The sequence below is a fragment of the Aquimarina sp. BL5 genome (assembly GCF_003443675.1).
GTDB lineage: Bacteria > Bacteroidota > Bacteroidia > Flavobacteriales > Flavobacteriaceae > Aquimarina.
In genome coordinates this window covers 5343216-5368503 of record NZ_CP031963.1, presented here as the reverse complement: position 1 = coordinate 5368503, position 25288 = coordinate 5343216, and the positions used below count along the sequence as shown (strand labels likewise).

General features: G+C 33.5%; 20 protein-coding genes. 9 read left to right on the top strand and 11 right to left on the bottom strand.

The window, feature by feature from the left end; genetic code table 11:
• Positions 1-4 precede the first annotated feature (4 nt).
• Positions 5-2557, top strand: coding sequence for a TonB-dependent receptor domain-containing protein (locus tag D1818_RS22620; RefSeq protein ID WP_118462119.1), 2553 nt, complete (start codon positions 5-7; stop codon positions 2555-2557).
• A 300-nt stretch (positions 2558-2857) separates the two neighbouring features.
• Positions 2858-3379, top strand: a complete 522-nt coding sequence (locus tag D1818_RS22615) for an FKBP-type peptidyl-prolyl cis-trans isomerase (RefSeq protein ID WP_118462117.1) — start codon at positions 2858-2860, stop codon at positions 3377-3379.
• Between the two features lie 82 nt (positions 3380-3461).
• Here the strand turns inward: D1818_RS22615 and D1818_RS22610 are convergent, their stop codons facing one another.
• Positions 3462-3881 (bottom strand): nucleoside-diphosphate kinase, encoded by a 420-nt coding sequence (locus tag D1818_RS22610; RefSeq protein WP_027395629.1) that lies wholly within the window; start codon positions 3879-3881, stop codon positions 3462-3464.
• A gap of 485 nt (positions 3882-4366) precedes the next feature.
• On the opposite strand from D1818_RS22610, the gene D1818_RS22605 reads away from it, so the two are divergent.
• The 3 genes from D1818_RS22605 to D1818_RS22595 are packed head-to-tail and all read left to right on the top strand — an operon-like array spanning position 4367 to position 7076.
• Positions 4367-5383: a bifunctional oligoribonuclease/PAP phosphatase NrnA gene (locus D1818_RS22605; protein ID WP_118462115.1), complete on the top strand. Its 1017-nt coding sequence runs from the start codon at positions 4367-4369 to the stop codon at positions 5381-5383.
• Entirely contained in the window at positions 5380-5931 is a 552-nt protein-coding gene (gene gldI, locus D1818_RS22600; RefSeq protein ID WP_118462113.1) for a gliding motility-associated peptidyl-prolyl isomerase GldI, read from the top strand. The genes D1818_RS22605 and gldI overlap by 4 nt, the downstream gene beginning before the upstream one ends.
• 14 nt (positions 5932-5945) lie before the next feature.
• Positions 5946-7076: a peptidylprolyl isomerase gene (locus D1818_RS22595; RefSeq protein ID WP_118462111.1), complete on the top strand. Its 1131-nt coding sequence runs from the start codon at positions 5946-5948 to the stop codon at positions 7074-7076.
• A 128-nt stretch (positions 7077-7204) separates the two neighbouring features.
• On the opposite strand, the gene D1818_RS22590 is transcribed toward D1818_RS22595, so the two are convergent.
• A complete protein-coding gene (locus D1818_RS22590; RefSeq protein ID WP_118462109.1) occupies positions 7205-8665 on the bottom strand; it encodes an aminoacyl-histidine dipeptidase in 1461 nt (486 codons plus the stop codon).
• A 95-nt stretch (positions 8666-8760) separates the two neighbouring features.
• Here D1818_RS22590 and D1818_RS22585 point away from each other — a divergent pair, with 95 nt between their 5' ends.
• The 3 genes from D1818_RS22585 to D1818_RS22575 all read left to right on the top strand — a co-directional run bounded on the left by D1818_RS22585 (position 8761) and on the right by D1818_RS22575 (position 14238).
• The gene (locus D1818_RS22585; protein WP_118464036.1) at positions 8761-9825 is read left to right on the top strand and encodes a DUF3810 domain-containing protein; all 1065 of its coding nucleotides are present in this window, start codon (positions 8761-8763) and stop codon (positions 9823-9825) included.
• Positions 9826-9943: 118 nt separating this feature from the next.
• On the top strand, positions 9944-12931 hold the full coding sequence (locus tag D1818_RS22580; protein WP_118462107.1) for an amidohydrolase family protein: 2988 nt from the start codon (positions 9944-9946) through the stop codon (positions 12929-12931).
• Between the two features lie 14 nt (positions 12932-12945).
• Positions 12946-14238, top strand: coding sequence for an amidohydrolase family protein (locus D1818_RS22575; protein ID WP_118462105.1), 1293 nt, complete (start codon positions 12946-12948; stop codon positions 14236-14238).
• Positions 14239-14299: 61 nt separating this feature from the next.
• Here the strand turns inward: D1818_RS22575 and D1818_RS22570 are convergent, their stop codons facing one another.
• The 9 genes from D1818_RS22570 to tgt form a co-directional block, all read right to left on the bottom strand.
• The gene (locus D1818_RS22570; protein WP_118462103.1) at positions 14300-14617 is read right to left on the bottom strand and encodes a hypothetical protein; all 318 of its coding nucleotides are present in this window, start codon (positions 14615-14617) and stop codon (positions 14300-14302) included.
• Between the two features lie 120 nt (positions 14618-14737).
• A complete protein-coding gene (locus D1818_RS22565; protein WP_118462101.1) occupies positions 14738-15859 on the bottom strand; it encodes an alanine--glyoxylate aminotransferase family protein in 1122 nt (373 codons plus the stop codon).
• 305 nt (positions 15860-16164) lie between these two features.
• Positions 16165-16959 carry a DUF6503 family protein gene (locus D1818_RS22560; protein WP_118462099.1) on the bottom strand — a complete coding sequence of 265 codons (795 nt, stop codon included), beginning with the start codon at positions 16957-16959 and terminating at the stop codon, positions 16165-16167.
• Positions 16960-17107: 148 nt separating this feature from the next.
• Entirely contained in the window at positions 17108-18388 is a 1281-nt protein-coding gene (locus D1818_RS22555; RefSeq protein WP_370449445.1) for an asparagine synthetase B, read from the bottom strand.
• Positions 18372-19919, bottom strand: a complete 1548-nt coding sequence (gene dnaB / locus D1818_RS22550; RefSeq protein ID WP_118462097.1) for a replicative DNA helicase — start codon at positions 19917-19919, stop codon at positions 18372-18374. Before dnaB ends, D1818_RS22555 begins: the two co-directional genes overlap by 17 nt.
• A gap of 168 nt (positions 19920-20087) precedes the next feature.
• Positions 20088-21041, bottom strand: coding sequence for an acetyl-CoA carboxylase carboxyltransferase subunit alpha (locus tag D1818_RS22545; protein WP_118462095.1), 954 nt, complete (start codon positions 21039-21041; stop codon positions 20088-20090).
• Positions 21042-21111: 70 nt separating this feature from the next.
• Positions 21112-22026 carry a DMT family transporter gene (locus D1818_RS22540; protein ID WP_118462092.1) on the bottom strand — a complete coding sequence of 305 codons (915 nt, stop codon included), beginning with the start codon at positions 22024-22026 and terminating at the stop codon, positions 21112-21114.
• Positions 22013-23089 (bottom strand): LptF/LptG family permease, encoded by a 1077-nt coding sequence (locus D1818_RS22535; RefSeq protein ID WP_118462090.1) that lies wholly within the window; start codon positions 23087-23089, stop codon positions 22013-22015. Before D1818_RS22535 ends, D1818_RS22540 begins: the two co-directional genes overlap by 14 nt.
• Before the next feature lies 1 nt (position 23090).
• Positions 23091-24221 (bottom strand): tRNA guanosine(34) transglycosylase Tgt, encoded by a 1131-nt coding sequence (gene tgt, locus D1818_RS22530; RefSeq protein WP_118462088.1) that lies wholly within the window; start codon positions 24219-24221, stop codon positions 23091-23093.
• 177 nt (positions 24222-24398) lie between these two features.
• On the opposite strand from tgt, the gene D1818_RS22525 reads away from it, so the two are divergent.
• Entirely contained in the window at positions 24399-25244 is an 846-nt protein-coding gene (locus D1818_RS22525) for a transketolase (RefSeq protein ID WP_118462086.1), read from the top strand.
• The last annotated feature ends 44 nt before the right edge of the window (positions 25245-25288 follow it).

Here is a 25288-nt window from a genome sequence, read left to right as displayed (position 1 = left end):
GAGCATGACGAGATTTTTATGTGTATGCATACTTTTGTGGAATATATCTGTTTTTTCGCAAGAAAAAACAAACATCATTGATGCTCAAAATAAACCACTATCTCAAATAATTCCTTCTTTAGAAAAACAATTCGATGTAAAGTTCTCATACATTGATGCAACTATCATTAATAAACTAGTATCTCTACAGACTAATACGGAAACTAACTTAGAAGAGGTTATTGATAGTCTAGAACAACAATCAAAATTAAAGTTTGAAGTCACAGGAGAAAACTTTATAACTATTAGAAAATACGCTAAAAAGGATACTGTTAGTGTCTGCGGTTATATTTATAATGAGAATTCGGAACCCTTAGAAAAAATCAGAGTCTTCTTCAAGGCCTCCAGAATCAATATTAATACAAACGAAAAAGGGTATTTTGAAAATTTAGAAGTTCCTTTTAATTCTGCAATTTTAATCAGCGCACCAGGATTTAGGCAGAAAGTTTTAAATGCTTCAGAATTTGTTAATAAAAACGATTGTATAAAGATTTATCTTATCAATACTATAGAAACACTAGATGAAGTCGTTATCCAAGAATATCTTACTAAAGGAATTACTCTAAATAAAAAAGTGGTAAATATTGATTTGAAGGATATTGAGATATTACCTGGACTTACAGAGCCAGATATTTTGCAAAGTATCCAATTGACCCCAGGTGTTAATAGTCCATTCGAAACTGCATCTGGATTATATGTACGTGGTAGTGCTCCTAATCAAAATTTAGTCCTTTGGAATGGAATCAAAACCTATCATCAAGGACACTTTTTTGGTATGCTATCCGCTTTTAATCCTTATGTAGTAAAAGAAGTTGATTTTTCGAAAAGTGGAGTAAGTGCTAAATATGGAGATAGAATATCTGGAGTAATTGATATCAAAACTGAAAATGAGGTTGCAGAACGTTTTACGGGAGGAGCCGGTTTTAATATGATCAATGCGGATGCTGTTGTTCACGCTCCAATTATAAAAAATAAATTATCATTACAAGTATCCGGAAGACGTTCTTATTCAGATGTTTTGGAAACATTTACCTATAAACAATTTGCGGATCGTGTTTTTCAGAACACAACTATCGCAGAAACTAACCCTCTTAATGAAGCTAAAAATGATTTTTTCTACGCTGACTACAACGCTAATTTAATTGCCAAACTTTCTGATTTCGATAAAATTGAAGCGAATATGCTTTATAGCAAAAATGATCTTGATTTTAAGCGAAGTGATGATCTTATGTCTTTTAATGATAACCTAATAACTGAGAACGAAGGATACAACATAAGCTGGAAACACATTTGGAATAATAAATTAAGTATTAAAAGTAGTGGATATTATACAAGATATCTGCTAAACTATCAATTCATAACCGAAGAATCAGGAACCACAACCGAAATCGAAAGCAAAAAGAATAGTGTAAAGGATTTTGGTGCAGCTTTAGATCTCAATTACTCATTATCTGATAGCCAAAAGATTCTTGGTGGGTACCAATTTTCTAACAATGCGATTAAGTATGCATTTGTAACGACTACTCCACAATATGAACTAATTCTGGATCAAGATGATCGTTTTCTGAATACACATGCAGTCTATGGAGAGTATACATATGAAACCCCTAAAAACTTTTATTTTTCTGCTGGGTTGCGTTTGAACCACTATGCGGAATTGGACAAATCATTTATCGAACCTCGTGTTTTCATACAGAAAAACTTATCTAAATATTGGGAAGTTAATGCCACTGGAGAATATCGTAGTCAAGCTGTTAGTCAGATCAGAGAATCTGTGGTCAGCGATCTATCTTTGGAGAATCAGGTTTGGACATTAGCCAACAAAGAACAGTTCCCTATAATCACCAGTTATCAATTCACTTTAGGAAGCAGCTTTAAGAAAAACAAATGGTACTTTGATATAGACACCTACTATAAGCAAATAGATGATATTACATCACTTACGGCTGGTTTTATCAATCCAATAGATAACACTTACCATACTGGCGAAAGTAGGGTTTATGGAATTGATTTTTTTCTAAAGAAACGTTTTAAAAACTATAAAACTTGGGTTAGTTATTCATACATTAATACCCAAAATAAGTTTGAAGATATCAACAATAACGAATCTTTTCCTGGCAACTGGAATATAGAGCATACTATAAAATGGTCACACTTCTATAAGATCAATAACTTTCAGTTTTCTCTTGGCTGGTTATGGCATACCGGTAAAGCTTTTACTAATGTTTCTGGAATTGATGAAAGCGGAAATCTGGTGCTATTAGACTTTGGAGAAATCAACGGAAATAATCTGCCAGTATATCACAGACTTGATTTTTCTGCTATTTATGATTTCGACATAAGATCTACTCCTAATGTTAGATACCGATTGGGACTGTCTGTATTAAATTTATATGATCGAGAAAACTTACTGAATAGAGAATTTAGAACTACTAATTCTTTAGACAACAGGTTTGTTAATTCGGATATTTTTGCTTTGGGTATTACTCCTAATCTAAGTTTTAGAGTGTTTTGGTAGTATTGAAAAGTATTCCAAACTCCATACTTGATTTAGACTATACTATATAATTTCCTTCCTAGTTTCTTGGACGAGTACACTTAACTTTCATCTAAAAAGGAAACTTTTTCTATTTATTACTGTGCAAAAAAGTATTATTGCACCCGATTTATAAAAATCACGGTAATCTCAAACTTATACATTGCCTTAATTTTTACATTTTTTTTTCGTAAAAAGAAAAAAAAGTAAACTTAGATGGTAACAAATATGGGATTCAAGACACTTAAAATAAACCACAATTCCTTTTTTAATTAAAAACTTATGAAAAATACATTTATAGTATTTGTTTTATCTTTCCTTTTTTTATCCTGCAGTTCTGACGATGATCAAGGTTTTGATCCTGGAGAACCTATCAATTTAGAATATACTCAAGAAGAAAAGGATGCAGAATTGCAATGGATAGAGAACTATCTATTAGAAAACAACCTTTCTGCATTAGCTACTGATTCAGGATTACACTACATCGTTATTAATCAAGGTGACGGATTAATTCCGGTGGACGAAGATACCGTTATATTTCATTTCAAAACCAGTATCGCAGAAACCGGTGAAGTTGTTGGAGAATCCAACAGAGAAAATAATGATTATGGAATTGCCTCCCCAATGAGAGCTCTCTTAGAAGGAGTTAGAGAAGGTTTTAAACAAGTCAATGAAGGCTCTAAAGTTATGATGATCGTACCTTCTTACTTAGCTTATGGAAAACGAGGAAGTTTTGATGGATCCATACCTCCAGAAACTATTATGATGTATGATATGGAACTGAATATTGTACTAAAAAATTAATGCATCAAGAAGATGTGTACTTTAAAATAAAAAAACCATCCGATTTCAAGCGGATGGTTTTGAACACTACTATATTATTTTCTTAAAACTGCTCTCTTCCTGAGAAATGAAAAGCACCTTCAATAGCAGCATTATCATCACTATCACTTCCGTGAACAGCATTTTCGCTGATCGAAGTAGCAAACTTCTTACGGATAGTTCCTTCTGCAGCTTCTTCAGGATTAGTAGCACCAATTAAGGTTCTAAAATCTTCAACAGCATTTTCTTTTTCAAGAATTGCAGCCACGATTGGACCACTAGTCATATACTCTACTAATTCTCCATAAAAAGGACGCTCACTATGCACTGCGTAAAACGCTTTAGCATCATCAGTAGTTAATTGCGTTAATTTCATTGCTACAATTCTAAAACCTGAAGCAGTGATTTGTTCAAGGATCGCACCGATGTAGCCTTTTCTTACCGCATCTGGTTTAAGCATTGTAAAAGTTCTATTTGTTGCCATTTTTAAAATTTAGTTTTTATCTTATTTCCATTTTAAAAGAAAACCTATTCTTTTAAAATTTCTTTTGGCCATTTTGGCCAAATGCAAAATTTTGTGCAAAAGTATAGATAAAAGCGTCAAAAACAAGAAATATCCTCAGAAAGTACTGTCTTCTCCAAAATCAAATCGAAAAATGCTAATTTTTAGGATACTATTCAATTATTTCCTTGAATATGATATTATTTTCGCTAGTAAAAACATCTAGATTTTTTTTGAATCTCTTTTTAAAAAAGACAGAAGATTACCTTTTTATTATAACTTCAAAAGGCAATAATAAAATCAGAAGTTTCGTTTTGTGATACTATTTGACAAAAGGAATAATCGATTGTAAAAAGAATATAAAAATATACTGTTTTAAGTTTTCATTTTTAGAATGTAGTGGCAAAGCATAAAATTAAGAATTCCTTTATTATCATATTATTTATTAATAGTATATTCGCTGATCTATGAATACTAGTGAGATTAAAGAAATAAAGGTGCTTTTGAGCACTCCAAAAAAGATTGTTATTATTCCTCATAAAAACCCAGATGGAGATGCTATTGGTTCTACGCTAGCATTACATCATTATCTGTCTGGATTAGGTCATCATTCTACTGTTATTACACCTAATGATTACCCGAAATTTTTAAAATGGATTCCTGGAGAGAATTCTATTGTAAAGTATGATAATGATAATGATCTTGCAGTATCTAAAATTAAAGAAGCAGATATTATTTTCACCTTAGATTTCAATCATTTCTCTAGAACTGGAAACATGGAAAATGTTTTGATTCAAACTGATACGACATTTATTATGATTGATCATCACCAACAACCAGACGATTACGCTACATACACCTATAGTGATGTTGGTATGAGTTCTACTTGCCAAATGATCTATCATTTTATAGAAAAATTAGGTGATCTTGATAAAATAAATGCCGATATCGCTACTTGTATTTATGTTGGTATTATGACAGATACGGGTTCATTTCGATTTAGATCCACAACCAGTACCACACATAGAGTAATTTCAGATTTAATTGATCGGGGCGCCGATAATACTAGAATTCACGAAAATATTTACGACACCAATTCGTACTCCAGATTGCAATTGCAAGGAGTAGCATTAAAAAACCTAAAAGTACTTCCGGAATATAAAACCGCTTATATCACGTTATCACAAAAAGAATTAGATGATCATAATTTTAAGAAAGGTGATACAGAAGGATTTGTTAATATGGGACTATCTTTAGAGGGAATAATTTTTGCCTTAATTTTTATTGAAAATAAAGGCGAGAATATTATAAAAATTTCTCTCCGTTCTAAGGGTGATTTTTCCGTAAATGAGTTCTCTCGAAATCATTTCGAAGGAGGAGGTCATCACAACGCTGCTGGCGGGAAAAGCAATCTTTCTATTAAGGAAACTGTTGAGAAATTTATTAGTATATTACCTTCTTATAAAAATGCCCTAAATTCATGAGACATTTCCTCCTATTCTTAAGTGTTTTTACACTGTTTTTTTCTTGTAAAGCGCCAGAAGCAAGAAAACCAATTAGTATTTCATCAGGGTCATTCATTAATGAATCTATAAATAGAAGTAAAGAGCTTACTGCTAGAGAAGAAGCGCGAATTCAAAAAATTATTAAAAAGGATTCATTAAATAATTATATTTCATCGGATGGCGGTTTCTGGTATTATTACGAGAAAAAAGATACCATTTCTTCTATTACACCAAAGTTTGGTGATATTGTAAATTTCAATTATGATGTAAAAAATCTAAATGGCAATGTCATTTATAATCAAAAAGAGATAGATACTGTAACCTATTCTATTGACCAAGAAGATCTCTTTTTTGGACTAAGAGAAGGCTTAAAACTAATGAAAGAAGGAGAAATAGTAACATTTTTATTCCCATCTTATCAGGCTTACGGTTATTATGGAGATGATCATAAGATTGGGACAAATATTCCGTTAATATCAAGAGTAACACTTAATAAAATCACAAAACAATCAACAAAAGAAAATTAAACCTTAACAAAAAAATGAAAAAATTAAGTCTTTTATTTTTAGCACTTATCGCATTAACTTTTACTAATTGCGAAGAAAAATACCCTGAACTTGGAGATGGAATCTATGCAGAAATTATTACCAATAAAGGAACTGCTATTGCAAAATTACACCACGATGCAACACCATTGACCGTAGCTAATTTTGTTTCTCTGGCAGAAGGAACCAATACTTTAGTAGACAGTTTATACAAAGGAAAAAAATATTATAATGGGATCATATTTCATAGAGTTATAAAAGATTTTATGATTCAGACCGGAGACCCTCTAGGGACCGGAACTGGAGATCCAGGATATAAATTCCCAGATGAAATTGTAGACTCATTAACTCATAAGTCTAAAGGTATCTTATCCATGGCTAATTCTGGTCCAGCAACAAATGGAAGTCAATTTTTTATCACTCTTAAAGAAACTCCTTGGTTAAATGGTAAGCATACCGTTTTCGGTGAAATCGTTTCTGGACAAGATGTAGTAGATAGTATTGGAGTTATAGAAACAAAGAAACCCGGTGATAAACCAGTTTCTGAAGTAAAAATGCAACAAGTAAATATTATTAGAAAAGGAAAGGACGCTAAAGCATTTGACGCTAATGCAATTTTTGAAAGTAAACTAAAAGCTTTAGAAGAAGAGAAACTAGAAAAAGAAAGAATTTTAAAAGAACAAAATGCTAAAACAGCTGCTAGATTCACTGAATTAAAAGAGAAAGCTACAAAATTAGAAAGTGGTTTAGAAATATATTTCATCAACAAAGGAGATGGAGTACAGCCGAAACAAGGACAAATGGTGAATCTTTACTATCAAGGATATTTCTCTGACGGAAAAATATTTGATACAAATATCGAAGAAGTAGCAAAAGAAAAGGGAACTTGGGATCAACGTAGAGCAAGCGATCCAAGAGGATATGCTCCTATGCAAATGCCTTATTCTCCAGAAGCTCAAATGATTGCTGGCTTTAAAGAAGGGGTTCAACAAATGAAAGTGGGAGATAAAGCTATTTTATTTATTCCTTCTCATTTGGGATATGGAGAAAGAGGTAGAAGACCTATTCCTCCTAATGCAGATTTAGTTTTCGAGCTTGACCTAATTGGTATTCAGGGAGAAAAATAGAATTATATAACTAACTTATAAAAATGCATCTCAATCGGATTGAGATGCATTTTTTTTATAATGTCAACTACCTTGGGGCAAGCCTCGGAGTATTAAACCCTTTGGCGGTGCCAATAAAATCCAGAATTTTATTTCGAAGGAATATTTTGTAAAATTTCTTTTACAAAACCCCAATACTTTTGAGCAGAAGAAATACTAGCGCGCTCATCGGGAGAATGGGCACCTAAAATAGTAGGTCCAAAAGATATCATATCCATATCAGGATAATTTTGACCTAAGATACCACACTCCAATCCTGCATGACAAGCAGCAACATGAGCTTTTTCTCCATTTATTTTTTGATATAATTCATCTAGTACCTTCAATATTGCAGAATTCATATTTGGTGCCCAACCAGGATAATCTCCATCCATTGTAACCTCACATCCTATTAATTCGAAAGTTGCCCTTAGCTTATTAACCAGATCTAATTTTGTAGATTCTACACTACTTCTAGTCAAACATTCGATCTTGACATTACCTCCACCAATAGTCACTTTAGCTATATTATTAGAAGTTTCTACCAAATCAGGAATAGACAAACTCATTGCATACACTCCATTATGGGCTGCATACAAAGATTTCAGAACACCTTCCTGAACTCCTAATTCCATGACTTTATTTGGAGAATCAACGCGATTCAATTCAATTGATAAGTTTGGATCAACTAAAGAGAGTTCCTTCTTTATAGTAGAAATTAATTCTCCAGTTTCAAATTTAAAAGCTTCAGAATGTATGGTATCAACTACTACCGTCGCAAAACTTTCTCTCGGAATCGCATTTCGCAAACTACCTCCTTTAATTTCATGAATTCTAAGTCCAAAATTCTCAAAACCATCAAACAATAATCTATTCATAATTTTATTAGCATTACCTAATCCTTTATGAATATCCATCCCAGAGTGTCCTCCATTTAGACCAGTTACTGATATAGTATACGCCGTTTTCCCGTCTTCAATATCTTCTTCTTTATATGTTCGCTCGGCAGTTACATCCACGCCTCCTGCACAACCTATACCAATTTCATCATCTTCTTCTGTATCTAAATTTAAAAGAATGTCTCCTTGTAACCAGTTTGGTTTTAACCCCATTGCTCCGGTCATTCCAGTTTCTTCGTCAATTGTAAACAAAGCTTCAATAGCTGGGTGAACAATATTGTTGGATTCGAGAATAGCCATAATCGTTGCTACACCCAATCCGTTATCAGCTCCTAAAGTAGTTCCTCTGGCTCTTACCCAATCACCATCGACATACATTTCTATTCCTTGTGTATCAAAATTAAAAACGGTATCTGCATTTTTTTGATGCACCATATCCAGATGAGACTGCATTACCACAGTTTTTCGATCTTCCATTCCAGATGTGGCAGGTTTTTTAATCAAAACATTACCTACGTCATCTACTTCTACCGGTAATCCCAAAGAGTTCCCGAAGTCCTTCATAAAAGCAATTACGCGTTCTTCTTTTTTAGAAGGTCTAGGAACGGCATTAAGATCTGCAAATTTATTCCAGAGTTCTTTAGGCTCCAGATTTCTTATTTCTGAATTCATATGTGTATTGTATTTTAGCAAATGTACATTATGAAAATCTTAATTCAAATGATATATTAATTGTTGTAGCTTTACGTCATATTATATTTCATTATATGCAATCCAAAACAAAACTATACCTAACACTCCTTTTACCCGTACAGTTTATAATCGTTAAAATTCTTTCTTTCTTTCCAGAATTTGTAGATCGTTTTTATAGTAATGGAATTTTTATTTATATATCTAAAGCGTTACGATACACTTTTGGATGGATTCCTTTTTCTTTTGGGGATATAGGATATAGTATTTTGATTATTCTTTTGATCCGTTTTTTATTTAAAAAAGTCTTCAGAAAAAAAGCAGAATGGAAAAACATAGTATTAGATGTCGGCGCTACTTTATCTATAGTATATGCAGCTTTTCATTTGTTATGGGGAATGAACTACTATAGATTACCAATGCACGAAATATTAAAAATCGAAGATCAATATAGTGAGGCAGATCTTTTAATGGTCTCTGAAAAACTTATTAAACGTGCTAATTCTATACACAAAAGCTTAGAACCCGATGACTCTCTATCAATTGTGATGCCTTATGATAAAGAAGAAATATTCGAAAAAACAATCCCCGCTTACGATCAAATTAATGAAGTAATTCCTAACCTTCAATATTCTCCAAAAAGTATTAAGAAATCTTTACTTAGTATTCCCTTAACGTATATGGGGTTTAGTGGATATTTAAATCCTATTACTAATGAAGCACAGGTAAATGGGTTAATTCTTAATTATAAAACTCCAACCACTAGTTGTCATGAAGAAGCACACCAATTAGGATTTGCAAAAGAAAATGAAGCTAATTTTATCGCTGCTTTAACGACTATGAATTTTGATGATCCTTATTTCAATTATAGTGGAACAACTTTTGCCCTTAAATTCTGTCTTAATGACCTCTATCTTAGAGATGAACAAAAAGCATTTTGTTTGATAGAAAAACTAAGACCTGGAATACGAAAAAATTATAAAGAAGTAAATGATTTTTGGATAAGTTATCAAAACCCATTAGAGCCCATCTTTAAAAGTACCTATGACTCCTATCTGAAGGCTAACAATCAGCCAAAAGGTATGGACACGTATAGCTACGTAGTTGCATTATTAGTAAACTATTATAAGGATAAGTTATAATCTATCTATAATTGTAGAATTCTAAATTTCCTGTTCCTTGTTAAAAAATTACTAATTTGTAAGGTCTTTCTGTAGCAAAAGTTATCTTTAAAACCAATTCATCTTTACACTAACTCTTATGAAAAAACTATTATTATCACTCTTAGTGATATTTATGGGATTCAATTTCTATGCTCAAGAATATTTCCCAAAAAATGATGGCGTAAAAACGTCAAATTCCAATTATACCGTTTTTACGAATGCAATAATTCATACATCACCCGAAACGGAGATCAAGAATGGTATATTAATAATCCAAAAAGGAAAAATCACAAAAGTCGGTACTGGGTTATCTATCCCTAAGAATAGTATTGTAATCGATCTTCAAGGAAAACATATATATGCATCCTTTATTGACCCTTTTACTAGCTTCGGAATAAAAAAACCTGAGAGAAAAGGGGGTTCTTTTAGAAGTAATCCTCAATATGATGCTTCTAGAGAAGGTTATTATTGGAATGATCATATTCGTCCAGAAACAAATTCATTAGATGATTTCACTTATGATAAGAAGAAAGCCGATGAATTTATTAAAGCAGGATTTGGAACTTTAAACACCCATATGCCTGATGGAATTATAAGAGGAACTGGTTTACTGGTGGCTCTTAATAACGATGGTACCAAAGGTGATCGATTATTAAGTGATGTATCCTCGCAATTACTTTCTTTTTCTAAAAGTAATAAAAGTAAACAAATGTACCCTACATCACTAATGGGATCTATGGCACTACTAAGACAAGTATATTTGGATGCTAAATGGTATACCACTAATAATACCGATTATAAAGATTTATCTATAGAAGCTTTAAATAAAAACAAAAATTTACCTCAAATTTTTGAAGCAGGAAGTAGAATTAATGGGTTTAGAGCTGACAAAGTAGGTGATGAATTTAATATTCAATACGTCATTGTTGGAGGTGGCGATGAATATGGCAGAATTGATAAGGTAAAAGCTACTAATGCCAAATATATTATCCCGCTTGATTTTCCTGAAGCATATGATGTTTCGGATCCATACATGGCCAACTTAGTAAGTCTTGGTGATATGCGTCATTGGAACCAAGCACCTACCAACCCATCTGTTTTGGCAAAAAATGGAGTGAAATTTTCACTAACCACACATAAATTAAAAAAGATTGCGGATCTCAATACAAGAATTGAAAAAGCAATCAAGCATGGACTGGATAAAAAAACTGCACTAGAGGCATTGACTACAGTTCCTGCTCAGATCTTAGGTAAAAGTGATGTACTAGGAACCCTTAAAAAAGGGGCATATGCCAATTTTTTAATTACCAATCAAGAGTTATTCTCTAAGGATAACATTATTTATGAAAACTGGGTACAGGGACATAAGAACATTGTTAATGATATGAATACCACGGATATCAATGGTGCATATGAACTAACACTTGCTGGAAAAACATATGATGTATCCATATCAGGAAAACCTTCTAAACCAAAGGCAGAAGTAAAACTTGGAGAAACTAAATTAGGAAGTAAAATCACATATACTAATGATTGGGTATCCCTTACTTTTACAGATGCTGACACAACAAAAACCCAGTATACCAGGATCGTTACCGCAATTAATAAAAACCCAAAATTTTGGAGTGGAAAAGCTATTTTGCCAAACGGATCAGAGACTACTTTTACGGCGAAACAAAAGCCAAAAGATGCTGTTAAAAAAGATGAAAAGAAGTCTGAAGACAAAAAAGAGACACCTAAGATACTACCTGTAACCTATCCAAATATTGCCTACGGAAATAGTACACTTCCTAAATCGGAAAATATCCTATTCAAAAATGCTACTGTTTGGACAAACGAGACTGATGGAATCCTTTCTGCAACTGATGTATTAATTAAAAATGGAAAAATTGCAGGAATTGGAAAAAATCTTAATGCTGGAAACGCGAAAGTTATTGATGCTACTGGAAAACATTTAACTAGTGGTATTATTGATGAACATTCTCATATTGCTGCAGCAGCAATTAATGAAGCTGGTCATAATTCTACAGCAGAAGTAACCATAGAAGATGTCGTTTCACCTGATGACATTAACATGTATAGAAATCTTGCTGGTGGAGTAACTTCTATACAGATATTACATGGATCTGCTAACCCAATTGGTGGTAGATCAGCAATCCTAAAATTGAAATGGGGTGAAAGTGCAGAAAATCTTATCTACAAAAACGCTCCTAAGTTTATCAAATTTGCCTTGGGTGAAAATGTAAAACAAAGTAATTGGGGGGATGCAGAAAGAATACGTTTTCCTCAGACCCGTATGGGTGTAGAACAATTATATGTTGATTATTTTACTCGAGCTAAGCGCTATGAACAACTAAAGAATAGTGGAAAACCTTATCGTAAGGATATAGAAATGGAGACATTAGTAGAAATCCTTAATGGTAAGCGTTTTATAAGCTGTCACTCCTATGTCCAAAGTGAGATCAATATGTTGATGAAAGTAGCAGAAAAGTTCAATTTTAGAATAAATACATTCACTCACATTCTAGAAGGATATAAAGTAGCTGATAAAATGGCAACACACGGAGTTGCCGGATCTACTTTTTCTGATTGGTGGGCTTATAAATATGAAGTAAATGATGCCATTCCTTATAATGCCACAATTATGCATAATCAAGGTGTACTTGTTGCGATTAATAGTGATGACGGGGAAATGTCTAGAAGATTAAATCAAGAAGCTGCAAAATCTGTAAAATATGGAGGTATTAGTGAAGAAGAAGCTTGGAAATTTGTAACTCTTAATCCTGCTAAAATGTTACATATTGATGATCGTGTAGGAAGTATTAAAGTAGGAAAAGATGCAGATGTTGTGTTATGGACAGATCATCCTCTTTCTATCTATGCGAAAGCAGAAAAAACTTTAATTGAAGGAGCAACATACTTTGATCTAGAAAAAGATAAAGCTATGAGAAGATCAATTGCGGATGAACGTAATGAATTATCTACGATGCTACTAAAGGCTAAAAACAGTGGTTTAAAAACACAACCGCCTAAGAAAAAGGAAAAACAACATTTTCACTGCGATACTGTAGAACACATCCATTAAACACCAATTAAAAAATGAAAAATTTATCATATATAATGTTGTTGCTAATAGTTGCATTTGGAAATGTAGCAGCACAACAAACCCCTGCAAAACCCCAAACGGAAGTGATTACCATTACAGGAGCAACTGCGCATATAGGTAATGGCGAAGTAATTCCTAATAGCATCATCATTTTCGAAAATGGTAAAATTACTACTGTTGATACCAATGGTAGCGTTGCTAGCAAAGGAAAAGTAATTGATGCCACTGGAAAGCATGTATACCCAGGATTTATAGCACCAAATTCTACCTTAGGATTGGTAGAAATAGGAGCGGTAAGAGCTACTGATGATGATAGTGAGATTGGAGGCTTCAACCCTCATATTAGAAGTATTATAGCCTATAATGCAGAAAGTAAGATTGTAGAAAGTATGCGTCCTAATGGCGTTTTGATTGCTCAAACCACACCTCGTGGTGGGTGGATTTCTGGAACTTCTTCAATTGTACAATTAGACGCCTGGAATTGGGAAGATGCAGCCATCAAAACTGATGATGGAGTTCATGTAAATTGGCCAAGCCCTTTTACCAGAGGCAGATGGTGGCTAGGAGAAGATCCTGGTTTTAAACCAAATAAAAAGTATCAAGAACAGATAACTGCTCTATCAGATTATATGAGTCAAGCTAAAGCTACTGTACAATCGAACACTAGCAGAGAAAATTTGCCTCATTTAGCAATGCAAAAAGTTTTTGATGGCACACAAACCTTATTTATTCACGTAGGTGCAGAGAAAGCTATTTTGGATGTATTAAGTTTTTCTAAAGAACAAGGAATAAAAAAGATAGTTTTAGTAGAAGCAGATGAAGCCTACAAGGTTGCTTCACAATTAAAACAACAAGATATTCCTGTACTAATTACGAGAACACATTCTACCCCAAACTATGAAGATGATGATTACGACTTGCCTTATAAAAATGCGAAGTTACTAATAGATGCCGGGGTATTAGTGGGACTCCAAAATACTGGACAAATGGAACGCGCTAATGCACGTAATCTTCCTTTTCAGGCAGGAACAGTTGCTGCTCATGGATTAGACAAAGAAAAAGCACTGCAATTAATTACAGGCAATACTGCCAAAATATTAGGTATTGACGATATGGTAGGCACATTGGAAGTAGGAAAAGATGCTACCCTGTTTATTAGTATCGGCGATGCTCTAGATATGCGGACAAATCAATTAGAAAAAGCCTTTATACAAGGTAGAGATATTAGTTTAGAAAGTCATCAAACTAAACTATGGAAACGGTATAGCAAGAAATACAGTAAATAATCAAGTATACTGACAGTACTAAATAAAATAAAGGCGCTTTTATCAAGCGCCTTTATTTTATTTAAATTCCTAATTTCCCCATTTGATGTTTGCTTTTATATTTTAGCGCTACTGTAACTCGCACAGATTCATATATTTCTTCTTCTCCTCTTGATCTCCAGAATGCTTTTACACCTTCTTTTATCAACCAAGACATTGATGGAGTATATGTTGGTCTGGGAACTAAATGCATCGCTGCAGAAGCCTCTAATGCTTCTGCGTACATTTCTGCCGCCAAATCCCCCAATTGTTCGGTGACATCGTGCTCAGAGATTGTATTTTTAGGATAAAAAAAGTTTAAGATTTCTACGACCATCTGGTCATTACTAATAGAACTCATTGAATAAGATTTTAAGAGATTAAAAAATGATTAACAATTTTGTGTATACAAATTTTGTAAATTTTAACCTCAAAACCTACCCTGTTTTCAGTGAAATTTCACTCACTCTTTTTGAGTATACTAACTTTTAAATTCTTTCATATCCTGAAGAGCACTAACCAACATATTGACATGATTTGGTGTACAACTTTCTCCCATTATACCTATGCGCCATATCTTACCAGCAAAGTCACCTAATCCTCCTCCTACTTCAATATTATAATCATTCAGCAGCCTTTTTCTTAATAATGCTTCGTCATTTCCGTCTGGTAAAAAAACAGCGTTTAAATTAGGTAATCGATATTGTTCTTCAACTAAATATTTAAATCCTAAATTTTCTAATTTGGTTTTTAAAACCTGATGAACATCTTTATGTCTTTTCCATCTATTTTCTAGTCCTTCTTCTAAAACAATCCTAAGAGATTCTCTTAATGCATAAACAGAGGAAACCGGGGCTGTATGATGATATGCTCGTTTGGCACCACCCCAATAATTTTTCACTAAACTTAAATCCAGAAACCAACTTTGTACTTTTGTTTTTCTGTTTTCCAAAGCTTTTAATGCGTTGTCAGAAAAACTAACTGGAGATAATCCCGGAGGTGCGCTTAGATTTTTTTGTGTACCAGTATATATTGCATCAATATTCCAATCATCCACTCTTAATTCCATTCCACAGTAAGAAGTTACTGCATCCACCATCAATAATCCACCTGCATTATGGACCAAGTCGCTTATCTCTTTTAATGGTTGTAACGCTCCAGTAGATGTTTCTGCATGGACCAATGCTACCAATTTTGGTTTCTTACATATATCTAATGTCTTTTTAATATCTTCAGAAGTAATTACAGTTCCCCACGCTACCTCAACTTTATGAACTTTGGCTCCACACCTTTCTGCTATATCAGCCATTCTGCCTCCAAAAACTCCATTAATACAAATGATAACCTCATCTCCTGGTTCTAATAAATTAACCAAACATGTTTCCATACCCGCACTTCCTGGAGCAGAAACAACAAAAGTCATATTATTTTTAGTCATAAAGGTATCCTGAACCATTGTTTTGACCTCATCCATAATAGTTACAAACTCCGGATCTAGGTGACCTATTAATGGAGTGGACATTGCTTTAAGTACTCTAGGATGTGCATCAGATGGTCCTGGGCCCATTAATATCCTATTACTTGTTGTAAGTTCTTTATACATAAAATTAATTTTTGCGTGTGTTACTATATCGTTTTCGTAATTAGAATTAGATAAAGGATATAAAATTAATTAATTCTGAAAATGTACTTGAACTGGCTTTAAGGTATTCTTATCAAAAAGTGCATTACTGATAATTATTTCGCAATAAACAAACGGTATTCTTTTATAAAATTATGAAATCTTAAAAATTACAACTGTATTTTTATCAAAAAAAGTTTTTGATTTTTCAAAAAAGCAAAGAGCTCCGTTAGTTTTTGACTAACGGAGCTCTTTATACTTTTAAAACCCTATGCTTTATATAAGATCTATTTTACTTCTTTTGGTTTACTAAATATAGATGATTCCATTTTCTCAGAACTTGCAGAAGCATTCACAAAATTTCTTTCACTTTTGACTTCACCAACAACACCTTCTTCATATGCTCTCCATTTTAAAGTTTTAGGAAGTAATAAGCCATTAACATCATTCCAGTCTGTATATTCTATCAAACTTATCTTTTCACTACTTTCTTTACTAAAAAACGTCACCGTGTATCCTAAGTATTTCATCTTATGGGAATCAGCTTCATAATACAAAAAATAATTGTCTTTTGGAGAATCTCCAATCGCTTCTCCATAAGATATTTTATAACCTGGATAAGACACATCACCTACTTTCAAATCATTAACTTTTTCATAAGAAATACCGTCATCTCCCAGCACAAATGGCATTGCATAAAAATAGAACATCAAATTATGGTAGAAACGAGGATTGCCCTTAAAATAAGTAGAATCTTGTTCGATCCATGCTTCCTGCCCATCAAAACCTAACGCAAATTTATCTGTTTCTATACGAGCATGTCTGGTCTTGAGGTCCGTAGTGTGCTTTTCATTACCTTCCGGATTAGACAGTTCAAAAACTAGTGTGTTTTGTTGATCGAAAGCTTTAATTCCGCCATGAGCCTTAAAAACGGCGGCTATATCTGTTGGAAAATCTTTAGAACGATCAGGAATAGTTACTTCCTCTTTCTCTTCTACAACAATTTCTTTTTCTGTTTTAGGAGTCTCTTTACAAGAAAACAAAGCACCTAAAATTAAAGCGGATACAATTATTTTTTTCATTTTGAATGTAAGGTTATAGTTTAAGTGTAAAATAGTCGTATTGTATTCCTAACCTTACAACTAATTATAAATTAGTTCTTTGTTACTTTTCCCTCTTATTGAATATTATTGTTTTAAATGAAAAAACCATTTCAAAATTCTAAAAAGACTAGGTTTTTTGTTTTTTCTTTTTGGCAGCAGGAAACAGTACATTGTTAAGAATCAAACGATACCCAGGAGAATTAGGGTGTAATTCTAATTCTGTTTTTGGATCCCCTACTCTATGTTGATAGTCTTCAGGATCGTGACCACCATAAAAAGTAAAGAAACCTTTTCCTTTAATTCCATGAATGTATCTAGCTTCATTATTAGTTCTGTTTTCTCCTAGAACTAATACATTAGATTTGATTTCGCTAGGATCATATGCAGTAGTTTGTCCCATAAATCCTTTCACCAACGCCGTATGATTTTGACAAAGCATTGTAGGAATTGGATCCCATTTCGCCGAAAAATCCATGAGTGTAAAATAATCGGTGGTTTTAGAAATACGACGTTTCCTAGTCATATCAATAGAAGAAAACTCATAAACATTAGGACTGCGTTCTAATGTGAAATCCTTAAACGCAAAAGTTTTATTATAGTCTATTTTAGACTGGTATCCAGGTTCACTTGGATCTCCATCAAACATTGGTTCACAGATATCTACTCCTTCTGCCGCTAATGCTATCTCAAAACTATCCGTTGCGCTGCACATAGCAAACATAAATCCACCTCCAACAACATAATCTCTAATTTTTAGAGCAACGCCTAATTTTTCTTGAGAAACTTTTTGGTATCCCAAATCATTTGCTAATTTTTCTGCTTGAGCCTTTTCTCTTATGTACCAAGGAGCTGCTCGATATGAAGCATAAAACTTACCATACTGACCTGTAAAATCTTCGTGATGTAAATGTAACCAATCAAAAAGTATCAAATTATCTTCTAACACCTCTTTATCATATACTGTTTCATAAGGAATTTCTGCAAAAGTAAGTACCATAGTTACTGCGTCATCCCAAGGTTGATTTCCTTTTGGAGAATATACCGCTATCTTCGGAGCTTTTTCTAATATAACGGCTTCCATATTTTTAGATGGGCTACTAATTTCTGCTAAAATCTCCTCTGTATTGGAATCACTTAATACTTCATATGAAACTCCCCTGATCGTACATTCTTTTCTGATATCTTCTGTATCAGGTAAAAGAAAGGAGCCTCCTCTGTAATTAAGCAACCATTTTACTTTAAGATCTTTACTCAGTGTCCAATAGGTAATTCCATAAGCTTTTAAATGATTTTGCTGACCTTCAGAATCCATTGGTATTAATACATACGAAGCATATGACTGAAATGAAAAGAAAAACAAAAAAATGTAAATCGAAAACTTATGTATATTTTTAGAAAGGAACGTCATCATCATTATTAGAATCATTTATACTACTACCAAAAGCTTCATCGGCACTAGGAAGATGGTTTGTACTAAAAGGGTCATCTTCTTCTTTACCATCATTCATCTTAGAATGAAACTCGAAAGGAGTACTAAAGTCATCTAAGTTATCAAATTTACCTAAGTGACCAATGAATTTTAACCTAATATTTTCTAAACCACCATTACGGTGTTTTGCAACAATAAATTCTCCTTGTCCCTGAGTAGGTGATCTTTCTTCATCATCCCATTCATCTATTTTATAATATTCTGGTCTAAATATAAATGCTACAATATCCGCATCTTGCTCAATTGCTCCAGATTCCCTTAGATCACTCAATAACGGACGTTTACTTCCCCCACGAGTTTCTACAGCACGTGATAACTGTGATAATGCAATTACTGGAATATTTAATTCTTTTGCTAATGCCTTAAGGTTACGAGAAATTGTTGAGATTTCCTGCTCACGGTTTCCGTTCTTACCACTTCCACCTGCTGTCATCAACTGCAAATAATCTATTACAATCATTCGTATTCCATGTTGAGAAGCTAAACGCCTTGCTTTTGCTCTTAAATCAAATATCGAAAGAGAAGGTGTATCATCAATAAAAAGTGGTGCTTTTTCTAAATCTTTAACTTTTACATTTAGCTGTTCCCATTCGTGTTTTTCTAACTTACCTGTACGTAATTTTTCTGAAGAAAGCCCAGTTTCCGAGGAAATCAAACGTGTAATCAACTGTACGGACGACATCTCTAACGAGAAGAACGCAACAGGAATATTAGCTCCAACCGCCATATTTCTTGCCATAGATAATGTCAAAGCAGTTTTACCCATACCAGGACGTGCTGCCACAATTATCAAGTCACTCGGTTGCCAACCAGAAGTAAGTTTATCTAATTTATCAAAACCAGAAGGCACTCCACTCATTCCTTCTTTATTAGATATTTCCTGAATTTTTTTCTTGGCCTGTATTACTAAATTCTGAGCGGTCTCTGTAGATCTTTTTATATTTCCTTGAGTTACCTCATATAATCTAGATTCTGCCATATCCAAAAGATCAAAAACATCAGCTGTCTCATCATAAGACTCTTCTATGATTTCGTTTGATATTTTGATTAGGCTACGCTGAATATATTTTTGCAAAATTATACGAGCATGAAACTCGATATGTGCAGAAGATGCTACCTTTTGGGTTAATTGTATGAGATAAAATTCCCCACCTGCCAATTCCAGTTTTGCATCCTTCTTAAGTTGACTAGAAACCGTTAATAAGTCTATTGGTTCTGAATTTTCGAAGAGTTTATAGATTGCTTCAAAAATGTATTTATGTGACTCCCGGTAAAATACATCGGGATTAAGAATGTCAATAATTTCATCAACTCCTTTTTTATCGATCATCATTGCCCCAAGTACAACCTCCTCTAAATCAGTTGCTTGTGGAGGTATTTTTCCTTTTTCCAGCGAAATTACGTTCCCCCGACCATAATTAGATTGCTGCGCTTGCTGTACTTTTTCCATAACCACGAATGTAAAAAAATTGTAAAGAGATGGACCCTATACAAAGATAATGAATGTCCACCGGTCTTCAACAAATGAACTGTTGATAACTTAATTATATTGTTAATAAGCATAAAAAAATCCGAAGTCAAAAACTTCAGATTTTTGTGTCAAGTGATTTATTAGGGGTTAGCCTTTGAAGACTCCCATATTTGCATATTTATCCATACGTTTTTCCACCAATTCTTCTGGTGATAAGTTTTTCATCTCATCAAAAGACGATAAAATTTTGTCTCGTACCGCTTTAAATGTTTTTTCGCGATCACTATGTGCTCCACCAAGTGGTTCTCTCACGATTTCGTCCACAACTTTAAGTTTAGCACTATCTTTTGCAGTTAATTTTAAAGCTTCTGCTGCGATTTCTTTTTGCTCCCAGCTTCTCCATAATATAGAAGAACAATTTTCTGGAGAAATTACAGAGTACCAAGAATTCTCTAGCATTAAGACTTTATCTCCTACTCCAATTCCTAATGCTCCACCACTAGCTCCTTCTCCAATAATGATAACAATAATAGGAACTTTAAGACGAGTCATTTCTAGAATATTTCTAGCAATAGCTTCTCCTTGTCCTCTTTCTTCTGCTTCCAGACCTGGATAAGCTCCTGGAGTATCAACAAAACAAACTACAGGAATATTGAATTTCTCAGCACTTTTCATCAAACGAAGCGCTTTTCTATATCCTTCTGGATTAGCCATCCCAAAGTTTCTATATTGCCTTGTCTTTGTATTGTATCCTTTTTGTTGACCAATGAACATAAAGCTTTGATCACCAATCTTACCAAGACCTCCTATCATAGCTTTATCGTCCTTAACATTACGATCTCCGTGCAATTCTAAAAAAGAATCACCACAGATTGCATTAATGTAATCTAAGGTATATGGCCTAGATGGATGTCTGGACAATTGTACTCTCTGCCAAGCAGTAAGGTTTTTATAAATTTCCTTTTTTGTCTCGTTTAACTTCTTTTCGATCTGCTTACAGGTGTCAGTAACATCAACGTCACTTTCCGCTCCTATAGCGCAAGCTTTCTCAAATTGTTCCTCGAGTTCTTTTATGGGGAGTTCAAATTCTAAATATTCCATATCAAGAATATATTTTATTTTTTAACTAGGGTTAGCAGACAAATATAAAACAATACTTGTTAAACTAGTATTAAGACCTTTGTCTTTTTCTTTTTTTAATATTTTTAAATATTCCGTTTAACACGACAGTGCCTAATATAATAAGGGCTCCATAATAAAATCCTGGATTCATTTTTTCTGAATCTCCAAAAATTAAATAAGCCAATACTATTCCATAAACTGGTTCCAAATTGATAGTCAACATTACCGTGTACGGGCTTAAGTATTTCATTACCTGAACAGAACCAATAAAAGCATACGCTGTACAAAAAGATGCTAAAATAATAAGATACACCCAATCCGAAGTTGATAATTGAAAGAAAGCAACTGAAAAACCGTCATTCTCGTTTCCTAAAAAAGAAACTCCAATTAAATAAATAGTCACAAAACCAACACCGCTTAATAATTCGTAAAAAGAAATCATTGATGGAGTATACTGCTGTGCAATCTTTCCGTTAATTAATGAAAAAACAGAAGACAAAAAAGCTGAACATATGGCATATATAATACCTAAATAATAATCTCCTTCTACATTAAAAATAATATAGAGTCCACAAATCACCATAAGGCCAAATACGACTTCATACCATATCAGCTTACGTTTATAGAAAATAGGTTCTAAAATTGAAGTAAAAAACGCTCCAGTAGATAATACGGCTAAGGTTATAGAAACATTAGATGCTTTTATTGCAGCAAAAAATGTAATCCAATGCAGCGCTATGATCGCTCCAGCAATACATAATGTCACTAGAAGTTTTGTAGAAATATTTAGGGATACCTTTCTTATATAGACATAGATATAAATAAATCCCGAAGCCATTAACATTCTATACCATACTAAAGGTAAGGCATCAATAGAAATTAATTCTCCAAGTATTGCTGTAAATCCCCATACAAAGACTATAAAATGAAAATGCAGGTAATTCTGAAGCTTAACGTTTGGCATTATACAATAGATAAATAGCTAAAATTCCAAAAGAAACATTGGGAAACCATACAGCCACCAAAGGCGGAAAATCAGATTGATTAGCCATTGTACCCAGTACTTTATCAAAAAAGATAAAAACAAAGGCTAACGAAATACCGACGGCAAGATTCACTCCCATTCCTCCTCTTCTTTTCATAGAAGAAACAGCAACCCCTATAACCGTTAAAATAAATGCAGAAACCGGAATACTCCATCTTTTGTAAGCTACCACTTTATAACGATTGATATCAGACGAGCCACGTTTACTTTCTTTCTCAATAAACTTACTTAATTCCACATAATTAAGAGTTTCCGCTACATACGTCACTGGTGTAAATTCATCAATATTAAAAGGTAATACCGTGTCTTTTTTTCTAGCTTTCTCAATAATATCTTCATTTTCTAAAACTGTTCGCTTTACAAAATCTCTTAGTTCATAAATACTATCCTTTTCAATAAAAGTTATCGTTCTTGCAGAAATTTTGGTTACCAGTTTATTTCCATCAAAATATTCTAATGTAAAATTCGTCGCCTTCTTCTTAAGTGGCTTAAAATCATTAGCATATAAGAAAATACTATCATTTAATTGTCGGTATACATTTCTGGTTTCTTGTACTTTTTTACCTTTCTTTAAATATGTATATTTAAATTCATTAAATCCTTGACTTGCCTTGGGTGCTAAGAACAAACCCATTGCCAAGGCTCCCACACAAATTAAAATAGCTCCTATCATATAAGGTCTAAGAAATCTCCAAAACGAAACACCAGAACTTAAAAAAGCGATAATCTCTGTTTTATTAGCCAATTTAGAAGTGAACCAAATCACAGAAAGAAAGACAAATAATGGAAATAGCAGGTTTGCGAAATATATTGTAAAATCAAGATAATAAGACGCGACTGCAGCAAATGGCGCTTTATGCTCTAATATATTATCTATTTTTTCTGAAAGGTCTACTATAATACCGATTGGAATAAACATGAGAATCATCGTGAAAAATGTCCCCAAATATCTTTTAAGTATGTACCAGTCTAATATTTTCAAATTATAGTCTTTTATCCATTTGTTTAACCATCATATTTTTCCAGGAATTAAAATCTCCTGCTAAGATATGTTTTCTTGCTTCTCGAGTCAACCATAAATAAAATCCTAAATTATGAATGGTAGCTATTTGTTTTCCTAATAATTCGTTTACAGTAAAAAGATGTTTTAAATAGGCTTTGGAATACTCTGTATCCACATATGTAATTCCCATTTCATCAATGGGTGAAAAATCATCTTCCCACTTTTTGTTCTTTATATTTATAGTTCCATGAGCCGTAAACAACATTCCATTTCTTCCATTACGCGTTGGCATTACACAATCAAACAAGTCTACTCCCAAAGCAATATTTTCTAAAATATTAATAGGCGTCCCTACACCCATCAAATATCTAGGCTTGTCTTCGGGCAAAATTTCGGTAACTACTTCCGTCATTGCATACATTTCTTCAGCAGGTTCACCTACAGACAACCCTCCTATAGCATTTCCTTCAGCACCAGCATTTGCTATGTATTCTGCAGACTGTCTTCTTAGGTCTTTATACGTACTTCCTTGCACGATCGGGAAAAAGGTCTGATCATACCCATATTTAACAGGTATTTTTTCGAGATGTTGCATACATCTATCTAACCACCTGTGTGTCATATGCATACTTCTTTTGGCATATCTATAATCACAAGGATAAGGAGTACATTCATCAAAGGCCATAATAATATCTGCTCCAATTGTACGTTGTATTTCCATCACATTTTCTGGAGTAAAAACGTGATAAGAGCCATCTATATGAGATTTAAATTTAACCCCTTCTTCTTTGATTTTTCGATTTGCTGATAAAGAATACACCTGATAACCTCCACTGTCTGTAAGAATATTTCGATCCCAATTCATGAATTTATGCAATCCTCCTGCTTTCTCTAAAATAGGAGTTTGAGGTCTTAAATATAAATGATACGTGTTTCCTAAAATGATATCTGGATTGATATCATTTTTTAGTTCTCTCTGATGAACCCCCTTAACAGTCCCTACTGTCCCAACAGGCATAAAAATTGGAGTCTCAATAGCCCCGTGATCAGTAGTTATTTTTCCAGCTCTGGCCTTACTTTGAGGATCCTTAGATAATAGGTCGAATTGCATAGTTTTTATTTCGTAGAGCGCAAAGATAACTAACTAAAACTACTTTGATAAATCGAAGTTTCCGAAAACTTTTCGTTATTAACAATGGTATCTTAATTAAAAGGTGTACAGACATTTTGCCACGGTAATCAAAACCTGTATTTTTGCGCCTTAATCATTAAGCCAATTAGCATTACAATGCCAAAAACACAACAATTAGAAGATTTTGTAACTCAGGTTCGTAGAGATATTCTACGACAAGTTCACAAAGTAAACTCAGGACATCCAGGTGGTTCTCTGGGGTGCACAGAATTTTTTGTAGCTCTTTATCAAGAAATTCTAGAAAGAAAAGATGGTTTCGATATGGATGGAAAAGAAGAAGATCTTTTTTTCTTGTCTAATGGACACATTTCTCCAGTTTTTTATAGTGTATTAGCGAGAAGTGGGTATTTTCCGGTGGAAGAGTTAAACACGTTCAGATTAATCAATAGTAGACTTCAGGGACATCCTACTACACATGAAGGTCTTCCGGGTATTCGAATTGCTTCAGGATCTCTTGGACAAGGAATGTCTGTAGCTATTGGAGCCGCGCAAGCAAAAAAGCTGAATAATGACAACCATATTGTATATAGTCTTCACGGAGATGGAGAATTACAAGAAGGACAGATTTGGGAAGCAGCTATGTATGCTTCAGGAAAAAAAGTAGACAATCTTATCTCTACTATCGACCTTAATGGGCAACAAATTGACGGATCAACTGATGACGTATTACCTTTAGGTAGTCTTAGAGCTAAATTTGAGGCTTTTGGTTGGGATGTTATGGAAATTAAAGAAGGAAATAACATTACAGCTGTATTAGAAGGTTTAAATGAAGCAAAAAGCAGAACTGGAAAAGGAAAACCAGTTTGTGTACTAATGCACACTGTTATGGGGCATGGAGTAGATTTTATGATGCACACCCATGCATGGCACGGTAAAGCTCCAAATGACGAACAATTAGAAATAGGTCTAGCACAAAACCCTGAGACTTTAGGAGACTATTAAGGCATACAAAAGAGATTTCTGTTTTACAGAAATGACTTAAAAAA

Coding starts and splice junctions, on each gene's coding strand:
- D1818_RS22620 (WP_118462119.1), top strand. CDS start 5: ATGACGAGATTTTTATGTGTATGCATACTTTTGTGGAATATATCTGTT.
- D1818_RS22615 (WP_118462117.1), top strand. CDS start 2,858: ATGAAAAATACATTTATAGTATTTGTTTTATCTTTCCTTTTTTTATCC.
- D1818_RS22610 (WP_027395629.1), bottom strand. CDS start 3,881: ATGGCAACAAATAGAACTTTTACAATGCTTAAACCAGATGCGGTAAGA.
- D1818_RS22605 (WP_118462115.1), top strand. CDS start 4,367: ATGAATACTAGTGAGATTAAAGAAATAAAGGTGCTTTTGAGCACTCCA.
- gldI (WP_118462113.1), top strand. CDS start 5,380: ATGAGACATTTCCTCCTATTCTTAAGTGTTTTTACACTGTTTTTTTCT.
- D1818_RS22595 (WP_118462111.1), top strand. CDS start 5,946: ATGAAAAAATTAAGTCTTTTATTTTTAGCACTTATCGCATTAACTTTT.
- D1818_RS22590 (WP_118462109.1), bottom strand. CDS start 8,665: ATGAATTCAGAAATAAGAAATCTGGAGCCTAAAGAACTCTGGAATAAA.
- D1818_RS22585 (WP_118464036.1), top strand. CDS start 8,761: ATGCAATCCAAAACAAAACTATACCTAACACTCCTTTTACCCGTACAG.
- D1818_RS22580 (WP_118462107.1), top strand. CDS start 9,944: ATGAAAAAACTATTATTATCACTCTTAGTGATATTTATGGGATTCAAT.
- D1818_RS22575 (WP_118462105.1), top strand. CDS start 12,946: ATGAAAAATTTATCATATATAATGTTGTTGCTAATAGTTGCATTTGGA.
- D1818_RS22570 (WP_118462103.1), bottom strand. CDS start 14,617: ATGAGTTCTATTAGTAATGACCAGATGGTCGTAGAAATCTTAAACTTT.
- D1818_RS22565 (WP_118462101.1), bottom strand. CDS start 15,859: ATGTATAAAGAACTTACAACAAGTAATAGGATATTAATGGGCCCAGGA.
- D1818_RS22560 (WP_118462099.1), bottom strand. CDS start 16,959: ATGAAAAAAATAATTGTATCCGCTTTAATTTTAGGTGCTTTGTTTTCT.
- D1818_RS22555 (WP_370449445.1), bottom strand. CDS start 18,388: ATGACGTTCCTTTCTAAAAATATACATAAGTTTTCGATTTACATTTTT.
- dnaB (WP_118462097.1), bottom strand. CDS start 19,919: ATGGAAAAAGTACAGCAAGCGCAGCAATCTAATTATGGTCGGGGGAAC.
- D1818_RS22545 (WP_118462095.1), bottom strand. CDS start 21,041: ATGGAATATTTAGAATTTGAACTCCCCATAAAAGAACTCGAGGAACAA.
- D1818_RS22540 (WP_118462092.1), bottom strand. CDS start 22,026: ATGCCAAACGTTAAGCTTCAGAATTACCTGCATTTTCATTTTATAGTC.
- tgt (WP_118462088.1), bottom strand. CDS start 24,221: ATGCAATTCGACCTATTATCTAAGGATCCTCAAAGTAAGGCCAGAGCT.
- D1818_RS22525 (WP_118462086.1), top strand. CDS start 24,399: ATGCCAAAAACACAACAATTAGAAGATTTTGTAACTCAGGTTCGTAGA.